Origin of the sequence: Methyloversatilis sp. (genome assembly GCF_030696805.1) — a bacterium.
Classification (GTDB): domain Bacteria; phylum Pseudomonadota; class Gammaproteobacteria; order Burkholderiales; family Rhodocyclaceae; genus Methyloversatilis.
This window is the reverse complement of the sequence record NZ_JAUYRO010000097.1, coordinates 1-15,525: the sequence shown is the minus strand read 5'-3', so window position 1 is coordinate 15,525 and position 15,525 is coordinate 1. Positions and strand designations below refer to the sequence as shown.

Below are 15,525 nucleotides of genomic sequence, written 5' to 3'. Positions count from 1 at the left end.
CTCGGCGCCGATCAACGGAGCTTTCAGGTTCATCCCGGACTGCTGACCCGCGCCGTCGGCTTGTGCCGTTCGAAGCCGTGCTTCTGCGCCACCCTGTTGTAGTGGATGTGCGCGTCGATGACGCTGCGCTCGCGCGGAGCCAGCGTGAAGGCGTCAATCAGGATATTGCGCGCGTCCGTCGCGAGCGCGTCGTCCCAGGTCACATCCAGCCGCTTGATCAGTGTGCCAAGCCGCGTCAGTTCGGCCTCGATGTGCTCGAGGTCGGGGCCTTCGGCGCGCTCGGCTTCAAGCTGCGCTGCCGCAACCTTGGCACGATCACGCGCCGACTGTGACTGGCGCTTCAGCCGGTTCGGCAGCACACCGGGCGTGTCGGGCAATGTGCTGATCAGTTTCTCGGCCGCGTCCTGGCGGTCGGTTTGCAGACAGGCTTCGGCCAGTTCCGTCGTGGCGAGCGTGTCCGGTGTGCGCAGTTGTTCATGGGTCTTGAGCGCCTGGTCGATGGCGCGACGCGCGCCTTCCTCATCGCCGTTGCGACTCAACCTGCGCGCCTCGATGACGTCGGACAGCACGGCGGCACGTTCGCTGTCGCCCAGCATGGTGCGCATTTCCTTCATGCGCTGATTGATTTCGGCATCCGTATCGTCAAGCCCGACGAGGCTCTTGATCAGCGTGAGGTGGTCTTCAGTACAGCTCAGCGACGTGCCTTCGGTTCGCTCGACCACCCGCCGCATGACGGTCGCGGCTTGCCCGACATCGCCCAGTTCGAGACAGATTTCGCCCAGGCTGCGCAGCCGCCGAAGATTGTCCGGCGCGATCGAATCGGCGCGTTCGTAGAAGGTGCGCGCTTCGGTGAGCTCACCGTTGCGTTCGTGCAATTCGCCGAGGAAATCATAAACACCCATGAAATCCGGAAACTCTTCGCTGATCTGTGCCGCCATCTCGGCGGCTTCGCGCGCCTCGCCGCGCTCGCGCAGCACCATTGCATAGCCGATGCGCGCCCAGGGCACGGAGTTGCGGGCGATGATGGCCTGATAGATTTCGCTCGCTTCATCGAGTCGGCCCAGCGCGATCAGCGCTTCTGCGCGGATGCGCAGCGCGTCCAGCGCATAGCGCGGCGTACGTTCGACCACCCGGTCGCATTCGAGTATCACGCCCGGCAGGTTGCGCTGGGCCATTTCGACGAAGACGGCCTTCAGCGCGAGCTTCTTTTCGACTGCCCGCTCCAGGCGTTCGGCCAGCTGGCCGGAGGTGAAGGGTTTGAGCAGGTAATCGTCCGGGGCGAATTCGGCTGCCGACACGACGCGCGCGCGCAGACGTTCGCCGGTGACGATGATGAATACCGATGACAGCGGGAGGATGTTGTTCAGCCGGAGTTCTTCGAGGGTGCGCAGGCCATCATGCTTTTCGCCGAAGTTGTGGTCGCACAGCACGACGTCAGGCGTCGTGGCGGAGCACTGGCGCAGCAGATCGCCGGCGGTTCCGGCCATGGCGACATGCTTCACGCCGGCCTGCGACAGTTGCGTGCGCAGCCAGGTACGGACGACCTGATTCGCGTCGGCAATGACGACGCGCATCTTGTCCAGTCCTTCGGTCGGCAGAAACATGACGACAAAGCCCCTTCCGGGGGTTAACGATAACGCCGCAATGAACGGCTCGGAAAGCGCTTTACTTGAAGCGGCAGAGCGGGCCGGACACGCCGGAACACCCTACAATCATGCGCTTTAACATCGAATCGCCGTAAGGAATGAAGCTGCTTGCGATTGAAACATCGTCCGAAACCGCCTCGGTCGCCCTGTTGCTTGACGATGAGGTGCTCGTGCGCGAAGGCGGCACACCCGGCACGCACGCCCGCTTCGTGCTGCCATGGGTGACCGAACTGCTGGGCGAAAGCGGACTGACGCTGCCGCAGCTCGACGGCATCGCGTTCAGCGCCGGGCCGGGCAGTTTCACCGGCCTGCGGCTTGCCGTGTCGGTGGCCCAGGGTTTGTCGGTCGGCAGCGGCGTCAGGCTGGTGGCCGTTCCGACACTCGAAGCGCTGGCGCTGTCGGCAGGAGACGGATTCAGATGCGTCTGCGTCGATGCGCGCATGAGCGAGGTGTACAGCGCGTGCTATGAAGTGCGCGGTGCCGACGTGTCGGGGCTGTCGAAGATTCGGGTGAGCCCGCCGGCCGGGCTGCAAAGGCCCGACGGCGACCTGGCGTCGTGGCAGGGCTGCGGCAGCGGGTTCGCGCTTGCCGGGGTTGCCGGACTTCCATGGGTCGCGGATCTGGGTGCGATCGATACCGGCCTGACCGCGCATGCGCGGCAGATCGGCCGTCTGGGTTGTCTGCGTCTGGCGGCCGGTGAAGGCATCGACGCTGCGTTGGCGTCGCCGATCTATGTGCGAGACAAGGTGGCGCAGACCACCGCCGAACGCCTTGCTGCGGGTGGCCGCGCGTGATGGAAACGGCTGCGCCTTCCGTACCGCCCGTTGAACAGGCGCAGCGCGCTTTCGCGCCGATGCGTGAAAGTGACCTGGACGAGGTGGCCCGACTGGAAAGCACGCTGTACGACTTCCCGTGGACACGGATGAACTTCGCCGATTCGCTGATCGCCGGCTATTGCTGCCGCGTGCTGTATCAGGACGGCGTGCTGGTCGCCTATGCGGTGATGATGTGCGTGCTCGACGAAGCGCATCTGCTCAATCTGAGCGTCGCCGGCGACAGGCAGCGGCGCGGTCTGGGCCGCCTGATGCTCGACCATCTGGCGCGCGAGGCGGCTCTTTACGGTGCCGAACGCATGTTTCTCGAAGTCCGTCCGTCCAATCTTGCGGCGCGCGCGATGTACGACGCCGCCGCCTTCCAGCCGATCGGCCGTCGTCCGCGCTATTACCCGGCGCTCGACGGGCGTGAGGACGCCATCGTGATGAGTGCGGAACTGGGCGAGCGCTGGCGTGCGGGTGTTCGCGCGGGATCGAGTCACACGATGATCGAAGGCATGAATGAAGGATGGCGTCGATGAACCGGCGTGCATCCGTGTTGAGGGAGATGGGTCTGGCGCCGCTCTGGCGCCTGCGCGATGCGCCCGAAGCGGGTGGGGACAGCCCGCCAGCGGAAGAACACGCGGCCGCCGCTGGCGTGTCCGATGCCGCGGACGTGGTCGCCGCAGCCCCTGGTCGCGAGCGGCTCGCCGTGCCCGCTGCAGCAGCACGACCGCCGGTAATGCCGACTGCCTCGCCGGTCGTTGCGCCGGCCCCGGTGCGCGTGGCAACAGACGGTATGGACTGGGATGAACTTGAAGCCGCGATCGGCGCCTGCCGCGCCTGTGCGCTGCATGAACGCCGCACGATGGCGGTGCCGGGCGTCGGCGACCGCGCAGCCGACTGGCTGTTCGTCGGCGAAGGGCCGGGTGCCGAAGAGGACCTGCGCGGCGAGCCCTTCGTCGGTCAGGCGGGCAAGCTGCTCGATGCGATGCTTGCCGCCATTGGTCTGGCGCGCGGGCGGAATGTGTACATCGCGAATGCGGTGAAATGCCGGCCACCGGGCAACCGTACGCCGGAAGCGGTCGAGATGACCACCTGCCAGCCCTATCTCGAGCGGCAGATCGAACTGATCCAGCCACGCATCATCGTGGCACTGGGCCGGCCGGCCGCGCAAACCTTGCTCGGCGGCGAAGTGAAGATCAACGCGGCGCGTGGACGCCTGTTCGACCGCGCCGGCATTCCGGTGGTCGTCACCTATCACCCTGCCTACTTGCTTCGCAGCCCCCAGGACAAGGCCAAGGCATGGGAAGACCTGTGTTTCGCGCGGGCCGCGCTGGCGCCGCGCTGAGCCGTCGGGCCGGGAAGCAGGGCAGTGGAGGCCGGGCGGTCAGTGGCTGAAGCCGTCGTCGAGCAGCGACACATCGTCGCGCTTGCGCTGGTTGGCCTTGTGCCACTTGCCGACCATGAACATGGTGGCGGCGACGAACAGACCGAACATGACCATCACGGCGAACACCGACAAGCCGGCGGCGAGCAGCGCGGCGTACAGCCCGGTCATGATCAGGATGGACAGGTTTTCGTTGAAGTTCTGCACCGCAATCGAGTGACCCGCGCCCATCAGCATGTGGCCGCGGTGCTGCAGCAGCGCATTCATCGGCACGACGAAGAAACCGGCACAGGCGCCGATCAGGATAAGGATCGGCACCGCCACCCACAGCTGTGTCACGTAGATCATCAGCGGCACCAGCAGCCCCATCGCAATGCCCAGCGGGATGACCCGCACCGATCCGCGCAACGTGAGGCGTCTTGCTGCCATGATGGCCCCGATGGCAATGCCCACTGCCACCACGCCCTGCAGTTTCGACGCCTGCGACAGGCCCATGCCCAGTGCGCGGTCTGCCCAGTCGATCACGATGAACTGCAGCGTCGCGCCGGCGCCCCAGAACAGTGTGGTCACCGCAAGCGAAATCTGCCCCAGCTTGTCCCGCCACAAGGCCTTGAAACTGTGGCTGAAATCGGCGATCAGTGCGGCCGGGCTGTTGTTGAGCGGTTTGAGCGGCACGCCGGTGTCCGGAATGAACAGATTGAAGATGCCGGCCAGTACATAGAGCAGGCCGACCAGCATCAGACTGATTTCAACGGTGGTGTCCAGGCCGGTATCGACAAAGGGCAAATCGATCGCCAGCAGTCGCGCGCTCAGCGACGGATCGATCAGCAGACCGCCCAGCAGCACGCCAAGAATGATGGCGCCTACCGTCAGGCCTTCGATCCAGCCATTGGCGACCACCAGCAGACGGTGCGGCAGGTACTCGGTCAGGATGCCGTACTTGGCCGGCGAATAGGATGCGGCGCCCAGGCCGACCACGGCGTAGGCGAGCAGCGGATGCACATGCCAGAACATCAGCGCACAGCCAACGACCTTGATGCCGTTGCTGATGAGCATCACGCGGCGCTTGGCCATCGAATCGGCCAGCGCACCGACGAAGGCGGCAAGCAGCACGTACGAAATGGTGAAGAACAGCTTGAGGAGAGGTATCTGCCAGTCGGGTGCCAGCGCATCTTTCAGCACGAAGATGGCTACGACGAGCAATGCATTGTCGGCGAGCGCAGAAAAGAACTGCGCGGCCATTATCATGTAGAAGCCGAGAGGCATCGGGCGTTGTGTGCCGGAACTGCACGCCGGCCCTGCGCGAAAAGTGCGCCTTTATACCACGAAGCCCGCACTGTCCAGATGACGTGACATGGCGCTGTTACACTGCTTTCCGCTGATGCAATGCAGCACCCGCGAGGGCCGTATCGGCCGTCCTGAAAAGCCGCTTGACCTTACATTTTGGTTGACCTGCGAGCGTCAACTTGGTCTATAACCACGAGGGCGAGCGTCACTTATAAAGAGGGAAAAATGCCTGATAGAAGGCTGGAGGTGTTTCACGCAGCGGCGAGCCAGATGTCCTTTACCCGCGCCGCAGAACTGCTGCAGATGACGCAGCCCGCCGTCACCTTCCAGATCAAGCAACTCGAGGAACATTTCGGCACCCGATTGTTCGAGCGCGCCCACGGCCGCGTGACGCTGACGCTGGAAGGTCTGAAGGTGAAGGATTACGCCGACCGTATCCTCGACCTGTTCGCGACGCTCGAAAACGAACTGCAGGAAATGGCAAGTGACCTGCGTGGTCACCTGCTGATCGGCGCCACGCCAACAGTGGCGGAATACCACTTGCCGCCGGTGCTGGCAGCGTTCCGCATTGCGCATCCGAACGTGGTGCCGCGGCTTACCGTGGACAACCCGGGCGTGATCGAGGACATGGTGGACGAGCGCGTGCTCGACATCGGCATCGTCGAAGGTCTGGGTCGCGGTGGCGCGCAGGTGATGGTCGAACCGTGCGCCGAAGATGAGCTGGTGGTCGTCTGCGCACCGGATTTCCCGCTGGCCAGACTGGACGAGGTCACGCCGGAGCACCTGCTGCAGCACCCGTGCGCGGGCCGCGATGCGGGCAGCGTACGCGCGCTGCTCGAAGACTACCTGTCACGGGGCGGTGTCGATCCGGCCAAGCTTCCGCTGGCATTCGAACTCGACCGGCTGTCGTCGGTGAAGGGCGTGCTCGAACGCGGTCTGGCCTACGCCATCCTTTCGCGTGCCGCCATCCGGCATGAAACCAGCCTCGGACTGCTGGTCGCCGTACCGTTGCGTCCCCGGCTGATCCGTCACATGGCGCTGCTCTATCCGTCGGAGCGCTTCCGCACCTACATGGCCAAACAGTTCGGCGAGTTTGCATCGGTGCGTCTGGCGAAGCAGAGCGGGCGCTGAAACCCGGCCCGGCATCTGTTCGGTACAGTCGAAACGGATGCCGGCCGGCGCCGGATAGTAGAATTCGCGGCTTCGCTGATTTCCTGCCCTCCGTTGCCCTTCATGTCGCGCCCGTCCCACACCGCTCCCTTTCCGCTGTTCCGCCCGATCCATGCGCGCATCGACTTCGACGCCTTGCGCCACAACTATCTGCGCACCCGCGAGCTGGCGGGCGGGGCAAAAATGTGGGCGGTCATCAAGGCCAACGCCTACGGTCATGGCATCACGCGCATTGCACGCGGGCTGAGCACGCTGGCTGACGGCTTCGCGCTGCTCGATCTGGAAGACGCAGTGCGGCTGCGCGAAGCCGGTATCCGGCAACCCATCCTGCTGCTCGAAGGCTTCTTCAGCCCGCACGACCTGCCTGAAATCGCGGCACGCCGGCTGTCGGTCGTGGTGCATACGATGGACCAGCTCGACTGGCTGGAATCGGTCGCACTGCCTGCGGATGCCCGCATTCCGTTGTTCCTGAAGGTGAATACCGGCATGAACCGGCTCGGCATCACGCCGGATTGCACACTCGCCGCGCTGGATCGGCTGCGCGCCTGGCCGCACGCCGGCCCCGTCGGACTGATGACCCACTTCGCCGATGCCGATGGCGAGCGCGGCGTCGAAGCTCAACTGGCGCGCTTTGCGCCGCTTGTCCGCAATTTCGACGGACCGGTGTCGCTGGCCAATTCGGCAGCGCTGCTGCGCTTTCCGCAGACGCACGCGACCTGGGTGCGCCCGGGCATCCTGTTGTATGGCGCCAGTCCGGCCACGGCATATGCCAGCGCGGCGGACATCGGTCTCAAGCCGGTGATGCGCTTCGAGGCGCGCATCATTTCGGTGCAGCACCTGCAGCCCGGCGAGCGCATCGGCTATGGTGGCACCTTCACCGCGGAACGTGCGATGCGCATCGGCACGATTGCCTGCGGTTATGCCGACGGTTACCCGCGCCATGCGCCAAGCGGTACGCCGGTGGCGGTGGACGGCGTGCGCAGCAGGCTGGTCGGCAGGGTGTCGATGGACATGATCGCGGTTGACCTGACCGATCTGCCGGCCACCGGGCTGGGCAGCGTGGTCGAACTGTGGGGCGAGTACGTGACGCTTGACGAAGTGGCCGCCGCGGCCGGTACGGTCAATTACGAACTGGTGTGCGCGCTCGCGCTGCGCGTGCCGGCGGTCGAGGTCGGCGTGGCTGACTTGTCCGAAGCCGGAACCGACGCCAGAACGGGCGCCAGTGAGGCGCCGCCTCTGGTTGCGGTGCGCTGAGCCGCGATGGCCAAGGCAAAGAGCGTCTATTCCTGCACCGAATGCGGTGCCACCAGCCCGAAGTGGGCGGGTCAATGTCTGGGTTGTTCCGGTTGGAACACGCTGGTCGAAACCGTTGCGGAGCAGGGCGCCGGTGCGCACCGCTTTGCCTCTCTGGCTGGTACTGCGCAGGTGCAGACGCTGGCCGACATCCGGCCGCGTGACGAACCGCGCCTGGCAACCGGGCTGGAGGAATTCGATCGCGTGCTGGGCGGCGGGCTGGTGCCCGGTGGCGTGGTGCTGATCGGCGGTGACCCGGGCATCGGCAAGTCGACGCTGCTGCTGCAGGCACTGGCCCAGCTCGCTTCGCGGGTGAGCACGCTCTACATCACCGGCGAGGAGTCGGGCGAGCAGGTGGCGCTGCGCGCCCAGCGCCTCGCGCTTGACCCGTCCGGCCTGCAGTTGCTGGCGGAAATCAATCTGGAAAAGATCGGCGCCGTGCTGAACGACACCCGGCCGCGCGTCGTGGTGGTCGATTCGATCCAGACCGTCTATTCGGAACAGCTCACCTCCGCGCCCGGTTCCGTTGCGCAGGTGCGCGAGTGCGCGGCGCAGCTCACGCGGGCAGCGAAACAGGCCGGGCACAGCCTGATCCTGGTCGGCCATGTCACCAAGGAAGGCACGCTGGCCGGGCCGCGAGTGCTTGAACACATCGTCGACACGGTGCTGTATTTCGAAGGTGAAACCAGTTCCAGCTTCCGCCTGATCCGGGCGTTCAAGAACCGGTATGGCGCGGTGAACGAACTGGGCGTGTTCGCCATGACCGAGCGCGGACTGCGCGGCGTGTCCAACCCGTCGGCGATGTTCCTGTCTCATCACGGCCAGCCGGTGTCAGGTTCTTGCGTGATGGTGACGCAGGAAGGCACACGGCCGCTGCTGGTCGAAATCCAGGCGCTGGTGGACAGCGCACACGGCAATCCGCGCCGGCTGACGGTCGGGCTGGATGCGGCGCGGCTGGCCATGCTGCTCGCTGTGCTGCACCGGCACGCCGGCGTGGTGTGCGCCGATCAGGACGTGTTCGTCAACGCGGTCGGTGGCGTGAAGATCGGCGAGCCGGCGGGCGATCTCGCGGTGCTGCTGGCCATCGTGTCATCGCTGAAAAATCGTCCGCTGCCGCAAAAATTGGTTGCCTTCGGCGAAGTCGGCCTGGCCGGCGAAATCCGCCCGGCACCGCGCGGACAGGAACGCCTGCGCGAAGCCGCCAAGCTGGGCTTCACGCATGCGCTGATCCCGAAAGCCAACGCTCCGAAACAGAAGATCGACGGCCTGACCATCATTCCGGTCGAGCGCATAGAAGAAGCCTTCACAAAATTGCGCGAACTGGAGTGACGCACCTGCGCATGTCGCGGCCCTGCGGCGATAAGCGCCCCGGAGCATCGGCTGGTCGCTGACCGGATGTGCGTATCGCGGACAGGGTCCGCTCCTGCGAAGGGGCAAGCACTGGCGCGGTTTTAGTTTGTCCGCAGCGCCTGTGCCACCTTGGCGTGCAGGTAGAACAGCGCGCCGACGTCGCTGCTCAGCTCGAAGTCGTCGGCGTCGGGGTGTGCGTAGTCGTACTCGCCGGCGCGCAGCAGGGTGTCGCCGACAAATGCTTCGCCCTCGAGCACCAGATATTCGCCCTCGGCCGCGGCGAGTGACTTCGGCACCCGGGCGCCGGGTGCAACGCGCAGCAGCATCGACGCTTCGTCAGCGCCGTCGAACAGCCGCTTGGCCTGCACGCCGGGTGACAGGTCGGACCACATGCCTTCGCCGGCTCGTATCGTGTGCGGTGCGCTGCCGCGGCTGGGCAGCCAGGCGGTGACCATGTCGCGGATCACGCGGCCGGTGTGGCCGAGCGACACGCCGCGCAGATAGATCAGCGCGCCACCGTTCGAGCGCACGCGCCCATGGCGGCTGCCGGCCGGCGCTTCGTGATAGTCGCCGGCGCGGATGTCGATGTCATCCATCTGCAGGTCGCCGCGCAGCACCAGACACTGTTCGTGTTCGTGATGTCGATGCATCGGCAACGCGGCGCCGGGGTCAAACTCGACCAGCACCGAGCGCGTGCTCGCGCCTTCGTTCAGCAGTTTTGCGCGCACGCCATCGACCACGCGCGTCCAGCCGTCTTCGCTGGCGCGTATCCGGGTGTGGTGCGCCTGTGCCTGCACGCTGTCGCGGGCGCGCGCCAGCAGGCGGCTGCGCAGGGCGTCGCTGCGTGCCTGTTCGAGTTCTACCGGCTTGAGCGCCGCAGCCAGCAGGTGCTGCAGCGTGTCGCCCGTGTCGTCGTCGGGTGAGAGCGGCGGCGTGCTCATGCGTGGGTATCCAGTGCGCCCATGTCTGGCGGAAGTACCTTTCCCAGCGCGTTCAGCGCGCGCCGGATATGTGATTTGACGGTGCCGAGCGGCAGGGAGGACTGAACGGCAATCTCCTCATGTGTCAGTCCGCGGAAAAAGGCCAGTGAAAGCAATTGTCGCGGAAGCACGTCGAGCGATTCCAGTGCGGCGTGCAGTGCGTGGTGCCTTTGTACGGCTTCGAGCAGGTTCTGCGGGTCGCCTTCGCAGGCGGCTTCGACCGCCATCAATATTTCCGGCTCCGGGTGCAGTTCTGCGTCATCGTTGCGGCGCAGCGCGTCGAGTGCGCGGCTGCGCGTCATCGTCATCAGCCAGGCCATCGGGTTGCCGCGCGCGGCGTCAAAGCGCAAGGCCTGTCGCCACGCCTGCCAGAACACTTCTTCGGCAACTTCCTCGGCGACCTGCGGGTTGCGCGTGATGCGCAGCGCGAGGCCGTACACGCGGCGCACCGTGCGGTCGTACAGCGAGCCGAGCGCAGCCTCGTCGCCGTCGCCCATGCGCCCGATGAGTGCGCACAGCAGCGCCTCGTCGTCAGACGAAGGGATACGCGCTACGGTGTCGGATGACATCGGGTTCATGGGGACAAATGTCGACAGGACGACGATCGGGAATGTCCGCGCAAACGGTGCGCTGCGGCCCATGATCCTTCCCTGATTGCCCTGTTGAACACCCTACGCAGCGCGTCGCAATACGGATGCAGCGGCATGTGGCCTGCGCGTCAGTCGAGCATCAGGCGCATCGCCTTCATGTCCGAGCCTGCGAATCCATGCTGCCGGTAGAAGCGTTGCGCATCGAGGTTGTGACCATCGGTCAGCAGCGTGATGCGGCGGCATCCGCGTTGCCGTGCGCAGTCGATCGCGGCCTTGAGCAGCCGGCTGCCGCAACCTCGCCCGCGCTGGCCGGGCTGCACCACCATGTCTTCCAGCAACGCAACGCGGCTGCCGAGCGCGGTGCTGGTCAGGTAGAGCAGGCTGACCATGCCGACCGGACAGCCATCTTCGGCGAGCACCAGGATGTCGCCGCTGTCCGGCGCCTCGAGGATGCGCTGCAGACCCCGCGCCTGCGTCGCCGCATCGGCAACAAACTCGGCCTCCTGCGCGAACAGTTGCGCCAGCAGGGCGCACAGGCCGGGCACGTCGGCGGGGGTGGCGTGACGCAGTGTCGGCATGATCAATGCGTGCCTTCTTCGGCCGCCAGCTTGCGTCGCATGCGGCGCAGCCCCAGCGCAGCCAGCCCGGCGATGACCGGAATCGAGATCGCGGTGATCGCTTCGGGGCTGACCGGCAGCCAGGCATGCAGGCCCTTCGCGAGATACTGCACCAGTTGCGAGGCGTAATACGTGATGGCGACGATGGACAGCCCCTCCACCGTCTCCTGCAGCCGCATCTGAAGTTTCGCGCGCCGGTTCATCTGCCCCAGCAATTCCTGATTCTGGCGCTCCAGTTCGATGTCCACCCGGGTACGCAGCAGTTGCGAGTTGCGGGCAATCCGCCCCGACAGCTCTTCCTGCCGCCGTGCAATCGCCTCGCAGGTGCTGATCGCGGGGGCCAGCCGGCGGTCCATGAATTCACCGATGGTCGGAAAGCTTTCGACCCGCTGCTCGCGCAACTCGGCGATGCGGCTGTTCACCAGCCGGTAGTAGGCCTGCGCCGCACCGAAGCGGAAGGTGGCGCGCGCCACCGAACGCTCGACTTCAGCAGCGAGCCGGGTCAGGTGCGACAGCACATTGCGTTCGTCTTCCGGCGTCGTGGCGGCACCCATGCTGTCCATCAGGTCTGCCAGTTCGCCTTCGGCCCGGCCGAGCAGGCGCCCGACGTCCTTGGCGACCGGAAAGGCGAGCAGGGCCATCACGCGATAGGTTTCGATCTCGAGCAGGCGCTGCACTGTGCGACCTGCCTGGCGCGGCGTCAGGCGCTCATCGAGCACCAGGTAGCGCGACCAGCCGTCGGTCAGCATGAAATCGGTGAACACCCACGCCGCACCGTCGGCGACCTGGGCGGCCACGCCCTGGCGCCCGCTGGCGATCAGGCCGTCCATCACGGATTTCGGCCCGAGTGCCGTGGTGGATTGCAGCTCGATGTGCGTGGCCACCATTACCGAGCCGGGCAGTTTCTCCAGCCAGCCGGCCGGCACGCGCGGCAGCGCGCCGTGACGCGCATCGGTTTCGTCGGCGCGCGGCGTGCAGAAGAAGGCGTAGCTGGAAAACTCGTTGTGGCGCTCCCACTTCAGCAGGAAGTCGCCGACATCGAGCTGCAGGTGACCGCCGTCTACCTCCGGCAACGGTCGGGCAAAGGCGTCCGCCAGCGCCCGCAGCTGCTGCAGCTCACTGGCTTCCGTCGTCCCGTCATGGATCAGCGCAAGGTAGGACACGCGCTTTGGATGGGTCAGCGATACCGGCGGCCGGGCGTGCACCTCGTTGTTGAGCTTGTAGCGCAGTGGGTGCTGGGGCAGATGGCCGAGCGTTCGGGCGGGGCTGTCTTTATCGGGCATGGGGCAGGTGCGGGGGCGGCATGGTCGGATTTGACCGACCGGATTGTGCAACACGCTGCGGGAAGGCGATACATGTTGGTGATGCAAGCTGGTCACGCACACCGGTGAAGGAAACAGGAAAAGCGCGCCTGATCCTGCCGACCGCAAGACAGGCCCGCTCGACGTGCCGCGCCCACCCGGCAGCTGGCGCGGATAGCAAGCGGATCCGGGAGTCGTGACGGATGTCACGGCAACCGGCCGCGGCGGCGCCGTTCGGGTGCCGGTTCCTGCCGTTCGTCATTGCCGGCTCGCGTCCGAAGGTTGTCATGACGTAAGTTGAGATCAGAATTCCTTTTCCGGTCCAGCCCGTCCATGACGCGTCTTCGCACTGCGCACGCCGGTTTCACGATGATCGAATTGATGATCGTGGTCACCCTGATGGCCATTCTGGCGGCGTTCGCATTTCCGTCTTTCCAGAGCTTCATCGCGTCGAGCCGCCTCACGGCCGAATCGAACGAGTTGCTGTCGGGCATGAATCTGGCGCGTTCCGAGGCGGTCCGTATCCAGCGGCGCGTGCTGCTGTGCCGGGCGGCTGCCGCCGACGGTGTGGTGAATTTCAGCGCAACCACCGGCTGCGTGACGACCGCAGACAGCGAGCCCTGGCAGGCCTGGGCGGTATTTGTCGATGAGAACACCAATGGCGCCATAGACGGCACCGAGCGCATCGTGCGAGTGCAGGCCATCACCGGCAACGCACTGGAACTCATTTCGAATGATGACCTCGCCGCCGCCGGTAACCGTATCGCGTTTCGTCCCGACGGGATGGCTCGTGGCCAGAATTCGCTCGCGCTGCAGGCCGCGGAAGTCCGCGTGTGCGACCGTAGCGGTGCGCTCAGCGGCAGCAACATGCGGGTGGTGTCGCTGGTGTCGGGCAGTCGCATGTCGGTCGCGCGGGGGACCGATGCAAATTGCGGAGTGACCGTGGCGCCCGTGGAAGAGGGTGGCGGCAGCACGCCGGTGGAGGGAAGCTGATGAAGCATCAATCGAGTCCGCTGCAGCGGGGGGTGTCGCTGATCGAAGTGCTGGTCGCATTGTTCGTACTGGCTTTCGGCATGCTCGGTATTGCCGGCATGCAGACCATGGCGATGAAGGCGAACCAGAGCGCCTTCGAGCGCAATGCGGCGGTGATCGCCGCCTATTCGATTGCCGAACGCATGCGCAGCAACCAGACGCTGGCGCGCAACGGCACCTACAACCGCGACTTACCAGCTTCCGGGTGCGAAATACCGACTGGTACCGAGCCGGCGACCATCGACATCAACCAGTGGCTGAGCGGGCTGGCGAACAATCTCGGCGCTGGTTCGTGCGGCGGGATTTCCTGCACAGGTACCCCCGTATCCTGCCGCATCACGGTGCGCTGGGACGATAGCCGGGTGACCAGCGGGGCGAGCGATCACACATTCCAGGTGGATGTCCGCATATGAATATCTTCCATTCTTCCCAGCGCGGTACATCGCTGGTCGAGGTGCTGGTTACGCTGGTGCTCGGGCTGGTGGTATCGGCCGGTGCCATCGCCATGGTGATGAGCAACCGTGAGGCTTACCGTTCTACCGAAGCGCTGTCGCGCATCCAGGAATCGACCCGCATGGCGTTTGAGCTGATGTCGCGTGACCTGCGTGCAGTCGGCATCAATTCCTGCAACGGCGGTCGCTCTCGTGTGGTCAATCTGCTGAAAGATCCCGCTACGAAGTTTTGGTCTGACTGGTCTGACACCACTCGCGGGTTGCGTGGTTTTGACAACACGACGGCCTCGCTTGCTGCGGTGATCGGCACCGGCGAAGGTCAGCGCGTGTCGGGTACTGATCTAGTGGAGGCGATTCACGGCGGTACGGCCGCCTTTTCGGTCAGTGCTCACAATGATGGGGCATCGACGATCACGCTCGCCACTCCGCACACGCTGGCCAGCGGAGATCTGGTTGTGCTGTGCGACTTCGAGAACAGCGCAATTTTTCAGGTCAGTGCGGTTGATGTGTCGACCAATTCGATCGTTCACGATATTGGTGCGGGATCGCCGGGTAATTGCTCCAGCGGGCTGGCGTTCCGGACGCCGGTGGCCTGCGATGGCCTTGCGGGCGTGCGCAAGGTGTTTCCGCCGGGCTCGCAGCTCATGCGGCTGCAGGCGGCCGCCTGGTTCGTCGGCAACAACGGTCGCGGTAGCAACACGAACAGCCCGACTTCGCTGTATCGGGTCAGCGTCAGCAACAACGCCGGCAGTGCGGAGCAGGAGGCACAGGAAATCGTCGAAGGCGTGCGTGACATGCAGATCACCTATCGCCTGCCCGGCGGCGATTACCTGACGGCTACGAACATCACGGCGCTCAATCGTTGGAACGAAGTCGTTGCCATCCAGATCGAGCTCGTTATCGATGCACCGGATACCGGTACGGCGACCAATGCGGCGGGCGCCCGGCTTACACGGCGCATTTCCCACGTTGTGAATTTGAGGAACCGCGTGTCATGAGTGCACGACATCCTGATCTGCGCTCGCAGCGCGGCGCCACCCTGCTGGTCGCGCTGGTGATGCTGATCGTCATGACCCTGCTCGGGCTGGCGAGTATTCGTGGCACCAGCATGCAGGAGAAGATGGGCGCCAACATGTACGACCGCAGCCTGGCTTTCCAGGCGGTCGAATCGGCGCTGCGCGAAGCCGAGGCGAGCATCACTGTCACGACGACAGTCACCAACAGCAACGGTTTGTACTGCCTGCCCGGCGGAACGCCACCGCTGTGTGCCATTGCCGCCCCGACGCCGCCCAGCGGTGGGGAAGGTGGCGAGGGTGGTTCGGAGAGCACGCCGGTCGCACCTGCCTACACCGAACGCTGGAACGATTCCGCGACGCAGTGGAGCCAAGCGACTGCATGGTGGGGGCAAGTCGATTCCGATGCAAAAGTCCGCATGGTGGGTGACGCAGACACCCCGCCGCAATACATCATCGAATACATGGGTGAATTCGAGGACGGCACGGGCTGCGGTCGCCGCGGCAGTACGGCTTGCCGCGGGCCGCGCTACCGGATCACCGCGCGCATGCCGCCGGTCGAGGGGCGGCCGAATGTCGCTTTGCAGACCAC

At 65.4% G+C, this 15,525-nt stretch carries 16 protein-coding genes; 10 read left to right on the top strand and 6 right to left on the bottom strand.

The window, feature by feature from the left end; translation table 11 throughout:
* Positions 1-29 precede the first annotated feature (29 nt).
* Positions 30-1,604 carry a response regulator gene (locus tag Q8R75_RS16750; RefSeq protein ID WP_305612817.1) on the bottom strand — a complete coding sequence of 525 codons (1,575 nt, stop codon included), beginning with the start codon at positions 1,602-1,604 and terminating at the stop codon, positions 30-32.
* 140 nt (positions 1,605-1,744) lie between these two features.
* On the opposite strand from Q8R75_RS16750, the gene tsaB reads away from it, so the two are divergent.
* Genes tsaB through Q8R75_RS16735 form a run of 3 tightly spaced genes read left to right on the top strand, consistent with a single transcriptional unit; the run spans position 1,745 to position 3,809 of the window.
* Positions 1,745-2,440, top strand: a complete 696-nt coding sequence (gene tsaB, locus Q8R75_RS16745) for a tRNA (adenosine(37)-N6)-threonylcarbamoyltransferase complex dimerization subunit type 1 TsaB (protein WP_305612819.1) — start codon at positions 1,745-1,747, stop codon at positions 2,438-2,440.
* A gap of 59 nt (positions 2,441-2,499) precedes the next feature.
* Positions 2,500-3,000, top strand: a complete 501-nt coding sequence (gene rimI, locus Q8R75_RS16740; protein WP_336623628.1) for a ribosomal protein S18-alanine N-acetyltransferase — start codon at positions 2,500-2,502, stop codon at positions 2,998-3,000.
* On the top strand, positions 2,997-3,809 hold the full coding sequence (locus Q8R75_RS16735) for a uracil-DNA glycosylase (protein WP_305612821.1): 813 nt from the start codon (positions 2,997-2,999) through the stop codon (positions 3,807-3,809). Before rimI ends, Q8R75_RS16735 begins: the two co-directional genes overlap by 4 nt.
* Before the next feature lie 39 nt (positions 3,810-3,848).
* On the opposite strand, the gene lplT is transcribed toward Q8R75_RS16735, so the two are convergent.
* Positions 3,849-5,114 (bottom strand): lysophospholipid transporter LplT, encoded by a 1,266-nt coding sequence (gene lplT, locus Q8R75_RS16730; protein ID WP_305612823.1) that lies wholly within the window; start codon positions 5,112-5,114, stop codon positions 3,849-3,851.
* 246 nt (positions 5,115-5,360) lie between these two features.
* Here lplT and Q8R75_RS16725 point away from each other — a divergent pair, with 246 nt between their 5' ends.
* From Q8R75_RS16725 to radA, 3 genes are all read left to right on the top strand, one after another.
* A complete protein-coding gene (locus Q8R75_RS16725; protein ID WP_305612824.1) occupies positions 5,361-6,266 on the top strand; it encodes a LysR family transcriptional regulator in 906 nt (301 codons plus the stop codon).
* 102 nt (positions 6,267-6,368) lie between these two features.
* Positions 6,369-7,559 carry an alanine racemase gene (gene alr / locus Q8R75_RS16720; protein ID WP_305612825.1) on the top strand — a complete coding sequence of 397 codons (1,191 nt, stop codon included), beginning with the start codon at positions 6,369-6,371 and terminating at the stop codon, positions 7,557-7,559.
* A gap of 6 nt (positions 7,560-7,565) precedes the next feature.
* Positions 7,566-8,927, top strand: a complete 1,362-nt coding sequence (radA, locus tag Q8R75_RS16715) for a DNA repair protein RadA (RefSeq protein WP_305612826.1) — start codon at positions 7,566-7,568, stop codon at positions 8,925-8,927.
* 122 nt (positions 8,928-9,049) lie between these two features.
* Here radA and Q8R75_RS16710 read toward each other — a convergent pair whose 3' ends face one another.
* From Q8R75_RS16710 to Q8R75_RS16695, 4 genes are all read right to left on the bottom strand, one after another.
* Positions 9,050-9,889, bottom strand: coding sequence for a cupin domain-containing protein (locus Q8R75_RS16710; protein WP_305612827.1), 840 nt, complete (start codon positions 9,887-9,889; stop codon positions 9,050-9,052).
* Complete coding sequence (locus tag Q8R75_RS16705) at positions 9,886-10,506, bottom strand: sigma-70 family RNA polymerase sigma factor (protein ID WP_305626019.1); 621 nt, start codon at positions 10,504-10,506, stop codon at positions 9,886-9,888. The genes Q8R75_RS16710 and Q8R75_RS16705 overlap by 4 nt, the downstream gene beginning before the upstream one ends.
* A 140-nt stretch (positions 10,507-10,646) precedes the next feature.
* Positions 10,647-11,096, bottom strand: a complete 450-nt coding sequence (locus Q8R75_RS16700) for a GNAT family N-acetyltransferase (protein ID WP_305626020.1) — start codon at positions 11,094-11,096, stop codon at positions 10,647-10,649.
* A 2-nt stretch (positions 11,097-11,098) separates the two neighbouring features.
* Positions 11,099-12,418, bottom strand: a complete 1,320-nt coding sequence (locus Q8R75_RS16695; RefSeq protein ID WP_305612492.1) for a DUF3422 domain-containing protein — start codon at positions 12,416-12,418, stop codon at positions 11,099-11,101.
* A gap of 351 nt (positions 12,419-12,769) precedes the next feature.
* Here Q8R75_RS16695 and Q8R75_RS16690 point away from each other — a divergent pair, with 351 nt between their 5' ends.
* The 4 genes from Q8R75_RS16690 to Q8R75_RS16675 all read left to right on the top strand — a co-directional run.
* On the top strand, positions 12,770-13,429 hold the full coding sequence (locus Q8R75_RS16690; RefSeq protein ID WP_305612491.1) for a GspH/FimT family pseudopilin: 660 nt from the start codon (positions 12,770-12,772) through the stop codon (positions 13,427-13,429).
* The gene (gene pilV, locus Q8R75_RS16685) at positions 13,429-13,881 is read left to right on the top strand and encodes a type IV pilus modification protein PilV (protein ID WP_305626021.1); all 453 of its coding nucleotides are present in this window, start codon (positions 13,429-13,431) and stop codon (positions 13,879-13,881) included. The genes Q8R75_RS16690 and pilV overlap by 1 nt, the downstream gene beginning before the upstream one ends.
* On the top strand, positions 13,878-14,918 hold the full coding sequence (locus Q8R75_RS16680; protein ID WP_305626022.1) for a PilW family protein: 1,041 nt from the start codon (positions 13,878-13,880) through the stop codon (positions 14,916-14,918). The genes pilV and Q8R75_RS16680 overlap by 4 nt, the downstream gene beginning before the upstream one ends.
* The coding region (locus tag Q8R75_RS16675; RefSeq protein WP_305663796.1) for a PilX N-terminal domain-containing pilus assembly protein at positions 14,915-15,525 on the top strand (611 nt) is incomplete at its 3' end. The genes Q8R75_RS16680 and Q8R75_RS16675, both read left to right, overlap by 4 nt.